This window comes from Nocardioides sp. P5_C9_2, assembly GCF_054049555.1.
The window spans coordinates 1-7674 of sequence record NZ_JBFUMD010000149.1; the positions used below are offsets into that span (position 1 = coordinate 1).

Annotated in this window: 5 protein-coding genes; 1 reads left to right on the top strand and 4 read right to left on the bottom strand. The window is 73.0% G+C overall.

Annotated elements, in window-relative coordinates:
- A partial coding sequence (locus ACXJKL_RS09495) for an amino acid ABC transporter substrate-binding protein (RefSeq protein WP_457206816.1) occupies positions 1 to 990 on the bottom strand: 990 nt, incomplete at its 3' end.
- A gap of 285 nt (positions 991 to 1275) precedes the next feature.
- On the opposite strand from ACXJKL_RS09495, the gene ACXJKL_RS09500 reads away from it, so the two are divergent.
- Positions 1276 to 2835, top strand: a complete 1560-nt coding sequence (locus ACXJKL_RS09500) for a phytoene desaturase family protein (RefSeq protein ID WP_457206817.1) — start codon at positions 1276 to 1278, stop codon at positions 2833 to 2835.
- Positions 2836 to 3045: 210 nt separating this feature from the next.
- Here ACXJKL_RS09500 and ACXJKL_RS09505 read toward each other — a convergent pair whose 3' ends face one another.
- From ACXJKL_RS09505 to ACXJKL_RS09515, 3 genes are all read right to left on the bottom strand, one after another.
- Positions 3046 to 4482: an amidohydrolase family protein gene (locus ACXJKL_RS09505; protein ID WP_457206818.1), complete on the bottom strand. Its 1437-nt coding sequence runs from the start codon at positions 4480 to 4482 to the stop codon at positions 3046 to 3048.
- A 41-nt stretch (positions 4483 to 4523) separates the two neighbouring features.
- The gene (locus ACXJKL_RS09510) at positions 4524 to 5867 is read right to left on the bottom strand and encodes a dihydrolipoamide acetyltransferase family protein (RefSeq protein ID WP_457206819.1); all 1344 of its coding nucleotides are present in this window, start codon (positions 5865 to 5867) and stop codon (positions 4524 to 4526) included.
- 19 nt (positions 5868 to 5886) lie between these two features.
- Positions 5887 to 7674 (bottom strand): alpha-ketoacid dehydrogenase subunit alpha/beta (locus tag ACXJKL_RS09515; protein WP_457206820.1); only part of this gene is annotated, 1788 nt, incomplete at its 5' end.

Here is a 7674-nt window from a genome sequence, read left to right on the forward strand (position 1 = left end):
CTCGACCGCCGCCTGCATCACCTCCGCGGCCGCGAACGCGTCGGCGGCGTCCTCGGGGACCTCACCCTCGCCGTACATCTCCTGGTACTTCGCGACGAACTCGGCGTTGCCGGGGGTGTCCGCGTCGGCCGAGTGGCTGACCGCGTAGAAGATGCCCTCGGTGTTCTCCTCGCCGATGCCGTCGGTGAACTGGCTGCCGAAGGACGGTGCGTTGGTCTGGAAGAACATGTCCGGGGTGAAGTCGGCCTTGAGCATCGCGCGGGTCATGCCGATGCCGTCCTCGAACTGGGCGCCGTGGACGACCAGGTCGGGGTCGGCGTTCTTCATCGAGCTGACGATGGTGTCGAAGTTCTTGGTGTCGATCGCGTAGGTCTCCTCGTAGACCGTCTCGACCCCGGCGTCCTCGAGGATCGCCTGGATGCCGGCCACGTTGGGGGCGGCGAACGGGTCGTCGAGCGTCGGGTACGCCGCGGTCTTGGGCTTCTCACCGTCGGGCAGCTGGGYCACCCACTCGGCGAACACCTTGCCCTGCTTGTCGGCGGTGGCCTGCTGGGCGAAGAAGAGGTACTCGTAGCCTCGGTTGAACATGTCCGGCGAGCCGCCGGCGGGCTCGACGTAGAGCATCTGGTTCTTCTCGGCCACGGCGGAGGCCGGCAGGTTGAGCAGCGAGGAGAAGGTCCCGAGGAGGAGGTCCACCTTGTCCTGGCTGATCAGCGCGTTGTAGTCGGTGACGATGGTGTTCTGGTTCGAGGCGTCGTCCTTGATCTTCAGCTCGACCTGGCGGTCCAGGAGACCACCCTCGGCGTTGATCATCTCCTGCCACACCTTGTAGCCCTGCTCGGCGGCCTGGCCGGGCTGGGAGAACTCACCGGTCAGCGGGAGCGAGGTGCCGATGACGATCGGGTCGTCGCTGCCACCCTCGCTGCCGCCGTCGTCGCCACCGCACGCGGCCAGGCTGGCGACCAGGACACCGGTCACCGCGGCGGCCATCAATCCTCGGCCACGACCTCGGGAAATCTGGACCATGCTTCCTCCTCGGTTCATCCGCAATCGATTGCGGCATCGCCAGTGTTGTGAACTACGCCACAGGTGTCAAGGGATCCCGGGCAATTCCAGCGGCGCGCGCGGGCAGCGGCGCCGCGTACGCGTCGAAGTCGCCCCATTCGGGGATGCGGTCGGCGGGGCGGTCATCCGGTCGTGAGCCGGTCCAGCGCGCTCGGAGTGGTTGCAATCGGTTGTGGCCGCTGCCACCCTGACCCCGGAGAGGAGCACGACATGGAGAGCACACCGGCCCCGGACGAGCTGCCCGACCGCGCGGAGGTGGTGGTCGTCGGCGCCGGGCACAACTCGCTGGTCGCCGCCGCCTACCTCGCCCGCTCCGGGCTCGAGGTCCTCGTGCTGGAGGCCGCGCCGACGGTGGGGGGCAACACCCGCACCGAGGAGCTGACCCTGCCCGGCTTCGCCCACGACTCGTGCAGCAGCGCCCACGTGCTGATCCAGAACAACCCGCTCGTGCGCGACGACGAGCTGGGACTGGTCGCCGAGCAGGGCCTGCGCTACCTCACCACCGACCCCGCAGTGGTGATGCCGCAGCCCGACGGCGACGTGCTGGTCATGCGTCCGGACCTGTCCGCGACCGTCGACGAGCTCGCCCGCTGGTCGACCCGTGACGCGCGGTCCTTCGAGGCGATGGTCCTCGCCTGGCGGGGAGGCCTCGGGGCGGCCCACGGCCGGTGGAGCTCCGCGCTCCCCCCGCTCGACGACGCCATCACCCGCGCCTACCTGGCCCTGCGGTCGCACAGCGCCTGGGACGTCGTCCACGAGACCTACGAGCACCCGGTCGTGCGCTCCTTCGTGCTGTGGTTGGCGATGGCCACGATCCAGGACCCGCGCCGCCCCGGCACCGGCTTCCTCCCCTCCTCGCTGTCCGTGGGACGCCTCGACCACGGCTGGACCACCCCGGTCGGTGGCAGCCAGGCGCTGCCCGAGGCGCTGGTGCGGGTCATCACCGCGCACGGGGGGCGGGTGGTGTGCTCGGCGGCCGTCGACGGCTACCTGACCGACGGCGACCGGGTCACCGGCGTCCGCGTCGGCGGGCGGACCGTCGCCGCGGAGCGGGCGGTCGTCGCCGGCAGCCACCTCGCCCGGCTGGCCGACCAGGTCGTCGGCGGCGCTCCCTCGCCGGACCTCGTCGAGGCGCGCGACACCTGGCGCCCGGGACTGAGCGTGCTGGCTGTCCACGCCGCCCTGACCGGTGACCTGTCCTTCGGGGACGCGGGGGTCGCAGGCGCGGCGGCCGGCCTGGGCACGGCCGACGGCATGGCCCGCCACCTCGACCGCTGCGCCGCGGGCGAGGTCGACGCTGACGACCCGTGGCTGCTGGTGGTCAACCAGACCGTGGTCGACCCCAGCCGCGTGGCCGGCTCCGGCGGCACCTTCAAGATCCTCACCATCGCACCGTGGGAGCGCGCCGACGGGCGGTCGTGGGCGGACACCAAGGACGGGTACGGCGCCGCGCTGGTCGACCTCGTCCGGCAGCGGACCCGCGGGCTGGGCGAGCTCGACATCCTGTCGATGCGCACCGAGTCCCCTGTCGACGTCGCCGCCCACAACCCGCAGAACCTCGGCGGCTCCTGCCACGGCGGGGAGTTCCTGCTCCACGGGCAGGTGCTGCCGGGCTGGCCGCGGTACGACACGGGGCTCCCCGGCCTCTTCCTCACCGGGTCCACCACGCACCCGGGCGGGTCGGTCTCCGGCCGGCCCGGACGCAACGCCGCCCGCACCGTGCTCACCGCGCTCGGGCTCGACCCGTTGAGCGTGATGGGTCCGGCCTGACGTCCCCGGTCCCCCGCGGGAGCGGTGACTGAGCCACGTTCCGCGTCGGGTGGAAGGTGGCTGCGTCACCGCCGTCCCGGCGCGTCGCCGCGACACGCCGTATGACGGGTGCGCCAGCCACGATTCGACCGAGCCGGAAGGTGGCTGACGCACCGCTCGCCAGGGGGAGGTGAGTCACGACGAGGTGGCGTGAGGGGGCAGAAGACGGAGTCAGCGCGCGAGCAGCGCCGCGATCGCCTGCTCGGTGCCGCGCACCACCCGCTCGGTGTGTATGCCGAGGAGGCGGCCCCCGCGCTTGCGGAAGCGACCGTCGACGATGACGGTGTCGACGTTCTCCGCCCCGGCGGCGAGCGCGAGGGTGTTGGCCACGTCGATGACCGGGGCCGTCGCGACGTCGTGGCGGCGGACCATCACGACGTCGGCCCGCTTGCCCGGCGTGAGCGAGCCCGTGACGTCGCCGAGGCCCAGGCTCCGGGCCGCGTCGAGGGTGGCCATCTGCAGCACCCGGCGGGTGCCGATCGAGAGCTCCTGCTCGGAGACGCCGCGGTGCAGCCCGGTCGTCAGCCGCATCACGGCCCACATGTCGGCCGACCCGACCAGAGACATGGTGTCGACCGACAGCGTGAGCAGCACGTTGCTGTCGACCATGTCCTTGACCGGGGAGATGCCGTAGCCGATGAGCAGCTCCGACATCGGCGAGATGCTGACGCTCGCGCCGGTGTCGCGGATCGTCGCCCGCTCCGCCGGCGTCGTGTAGAGCGCGTGGATCAGCTGCGTGTCGGGGCCGAGCATGTCCTGCTCGCCCAGCTGGCGCACCATCTCGAGCGCGCCCTGCGCGCGGGTCGAGTTCGCGTGGTAGCTGACCGGCAGCCCGAGGGCGCGCGCGGCGTCGTACTCGGGCCGGAAGACGGCCTCGCCGACCAGTCCCGGCGGCCGTCCGGCCAGGCCGAGGTGCATCAGCGGGAGCCGGCCGCTGTCGAACCACTCGCGCTTGACCCGGGCGATGTCGTCGAGGTCGATGACCGAGGTGCCGGGGTAGCCCTGCGGGGTGCCGTAGGAGAAGCGGCCCCGCAGCCCGATCTCGCGGTGGGCCTGCAGGTTGGCGTCGGCGTGCTCGGGCGTGCGCAGGTTGTGCGACCAGTCGTTGACCGTCGTGACCCCGGTGTTGAGGGCGTCGACGAGCGCGAGCCGGGCGCCCTGGTAGAGGTCGGTGGGCAGGGCGCGGACGCCGTTGGCGACATTGAGCGCGAAGTACGCCGTCGCGGGCGACGAGCTCGACATCGACCGGAAGAGCGTGGTCCACAGGTGCCAGTGCGTGTCGACCAGGCCGGGCATCACGACCGTGCCGCGGGCGTCGATGCGCGCTCCCCCGCCGCGGATGCCGCGCCCGACCGCCATGATGCGGCCGTCCTTGACGTGCACGTCGCCACCGTCGATGTCGCCGACCGTGGGATCCATCGACAGGACGTAGCCGCCGGTGAGGACGTACTCGCGCGGCCCCGGCCCGTGACCGTGCCCGCCGCCCGGGTGGCCACGCCCGGCCACCGCGGGCGACCCCACGGCGCTCGCGCCCAGCGCTCCCGCGGCCACTGCCGCTCCCCCGAGCACCGAGCGCCGCGTCGGTCCTGCGTTCTGCTTCTTCTCCATGGGTGTCCTCCCAGGACCCCGGGCGCCGGTCGGCGCCGTCGTCAGGCGAGCAGCCGCACGGGGTGCTCCAACAACCCGGTCAGCTCCGCCAGCCAGCGCGCGGCGACGACGCCGTCGACGGGCCGGTGGTCGACCGAGAGGGTCAGGCTCATCACGGAGCCGGGCACGACGGACCCGTCCTGCACGACGGGCTCCTCGCGCACCGCACCCACCGCGAGGATCGCGGCGTGCGGGGGGTTGATGATCGCGGCGAACTCCTCGACGCCGTACATCCCGAGGTTGGTGACGGTGATCGAGCCGCCCTCCAGCTCCTCCTGGCGGAGCCGTCCCTCGCGGGCGCGGCCGGCCAGCTCGCGGACGGCACCGGCCACCGACGAGACCGACCGGTGGCCGACGTCGCRCAGCACCGGCGTGACCAGGCCGCGGTCGGTGGCGACGGCGACCGCGATGTCGGCGGTGCGCCAGCGGCGTACGGCGTCGTCGGTCCAGGTGACGTTGAGGGCGGGCACCCGCTCGTGGGCCAGCGCCACCGCCTTGACGACGAGGTCGTTGACCGAGACCTTCACCTCGCCGTCGAGGGCCTCGTTGAGCTCGGCGCGCAGCGCGAGCAACCGCTCCACGCGGACCGTGGTGCGGACGTAGAAGTGCGGCGCCTCGCGCTTGCTGGTGGCCAGCCGCTCCGCGACCGCCCGGCGGAGGCGGGTGTGCGGCACGTCCTCGAAGCCGTCGTCGGGCACTCCGTGGGAAGCGACCGGGGCCGGGGCGGACGCGGGCGCCGTACGGCGCGACGCGAGCACGGCGTCGACGTCGCGGCGCAGCACCCGCTGGCGCGGCCCGGTGCCCGGGATCTCCTCGATCACCAGTCCGGCGTCGCGCGCGATCTTGCGGGCCAACGGGCTGGCGAAGACCCGGCCCGGCGACGGTGCGGGGCGGCCGTTGGTGGCCGCGGTGGCCGCGGGCCCCGCCTCGGGCTCGGGCTCGACGGACGCGGGCTCGACAACGGCGGCGGGCTCCGCGAGGGGGGCGCCTGAGCCCGGGTCGACCTCGGGCTCGGTCCGCTCGACCGGCTGGTCGGGGACGTCGCGCCGCTCGGTGACGACGGGCGTCGAGTCCTCGGCGACGCCGAGCTCGCGCAGCAGGGCGGCCAGGTCGTCGACCCGCTCCCCCACCCCGCCGAGCACGGCGATCGGGGCGCCCACCTCGACCTGCGACCCGGGCGTCACCAGGGTCTTGAGGACGACGCCGGCCGCCTCGGCCTCCACGTCGACGAGGGCCTTGTCGGTCTCGACGGTCGCCAGCGCGTCGGCGGCGGCGAACTCGGCCGACTCCGCGACCAGCCACTCGGCCAGCACGGCCTCGGTCGCGTTGGCCGAGACGCCCGGCATGCGTAGCACCTGTGCCACGTCAGTACCTCGCGATCTCGGTGAGCTCGRCGATGACCTCGTCCTTCTGGGCGATCGCCGCACGCTCCAGCACCTTGCTGATGCTGGGCGAGGCCTCGGCGCCGGTGACCCGGCGGACGGGGGCGTCGAGCAGGTCGAAGAACCGGCGGTGAATCTCGTCGGCCAGCCACCCTCCGTACGACGTGCCGACCGCGCCCTGCTCGGCGATCACCACCTGGTTGGTCTTGGTGAGGGACGCCTCGATGGTGTCCCAGTCGATGCTCGCCCGGTCGAGCCAGCGCAGGTCGATCACCTCGGCGTCGACCTCGCCGAACTCCTCGACGGCCTCGAGCACGAAGGGGACCATCCCGAGGTAGGTGAGGATCGTGGCGTCCTTGCCCTCGCGGCGGATCGCCGCCTTGCCGACGGGCAGGCAGAAGTCGAGGTCGTCGACGGGGCCGGGCCCGACCGCGTTGTAGAGGTCGACGTGCTCGAGCACCAGGACGGGGTCCTGGCAGCGCAGGGCGGTGTTCATCAGGCCGACGTAGTCGTAGGGCGTCGAGGGCGCGACGATGCGCCACCCGGCCGAGGTGGCGAAGACGCCGGCCGGGTCCATCGAGTGCTGGGAGCCGTAGCCGGTGCCCATGGCCACCTTGCTGCGCAGCACGAGGGGTACGGCGCCGTCCCCGCCGTACATGTGGCGCGCCCGGGCGACCTGGTTGAAGAGCTGGTCGGCGGCGACCCACATGAAGTCGGCGTACATGAACTCCACGACCGGCGTGAAGCGGCCGTCGAGCGCGACGCCGCAGGCRAGGCCGGTGAAGGCGTTCTCGCTGATGGGCGTGCCGAGCACCCGGTCGGGGAACCGCTCGCTGAGCCCTCGGGTGGCGCCGTTGGTGCCGCCGTTGAGCCGGTGGACGTCCTCGCCCATGACGATGACGCCGGGGTCGGTCTCCATCCGGCGCCCGAGGACGGCGGCGATCGACTCGACCAGCTTCATGTCCTGGACGGGGACGGCGTGGCCGTCGGCGGCGACAACGCGGGCGTCGTCCATCTCGGAGAGGTCGCCGCGGACGCCGACGTCGACCCACGCCGGGTCGGGCCACTCGTCGGCGCGGATCCGGCGCTGGCCGGGCTTGCCGTCGGGCACCGGCTCCAGGAGGACGTCGCCGATCTCCTCCATGACCGCCTTGGCCTGCGCGAGCGCGCGGGCGGCCTCACCGTCCTCGAGGAGGCCGAGGCGCTCGAGGTGCGCGGAGGTGACGGTCAGCGGGTCACGCAGCCGCCACGCCTTCTCCTCCTCCTTGTCGCGGTAGCCGAACGCGCTGCCCGCGAAGCCGCCGTTCTGGTGGAAGAAGCGGTAGGTGTCGACCTCCACGACCGTCGAGCCGCGACCGGCGCGCATGTGCTCCACGGCCTCGGCCATGGCGAGGTGCACGGCCAGCGGGTCCTGCCCGTCGACCTTCCAGGACGCGAGGTTGAAGCCCATCCCGCGCGCGGAGAGCCGGGGCTCGGCGGTGGCCTCCTCGACGGAGGTGGAGACGGCGTAGCGGTTGTTCTCGATGAAGAAGCAGACCGGGAGCGACCAGGCGCCGGCGAGGTTCATCGTCTCGAGGGTGGAGCCGATGTTGACCGCGCCGTCGCCGAAGTAGGTGACCGCGACCGCGTCGGTGCCGGAGCGCTGGTGGGCGAAGGCGAAGCCGGCCGCCTGCGGGACGCCGCCGCCGACGATGGCGTTGGTGCCCATCGCGCCGGCCTCCTTCCACTGCAGGTGCATCGAGCCGCCGCGGCCGTGGCTCCAGCCGCGGTC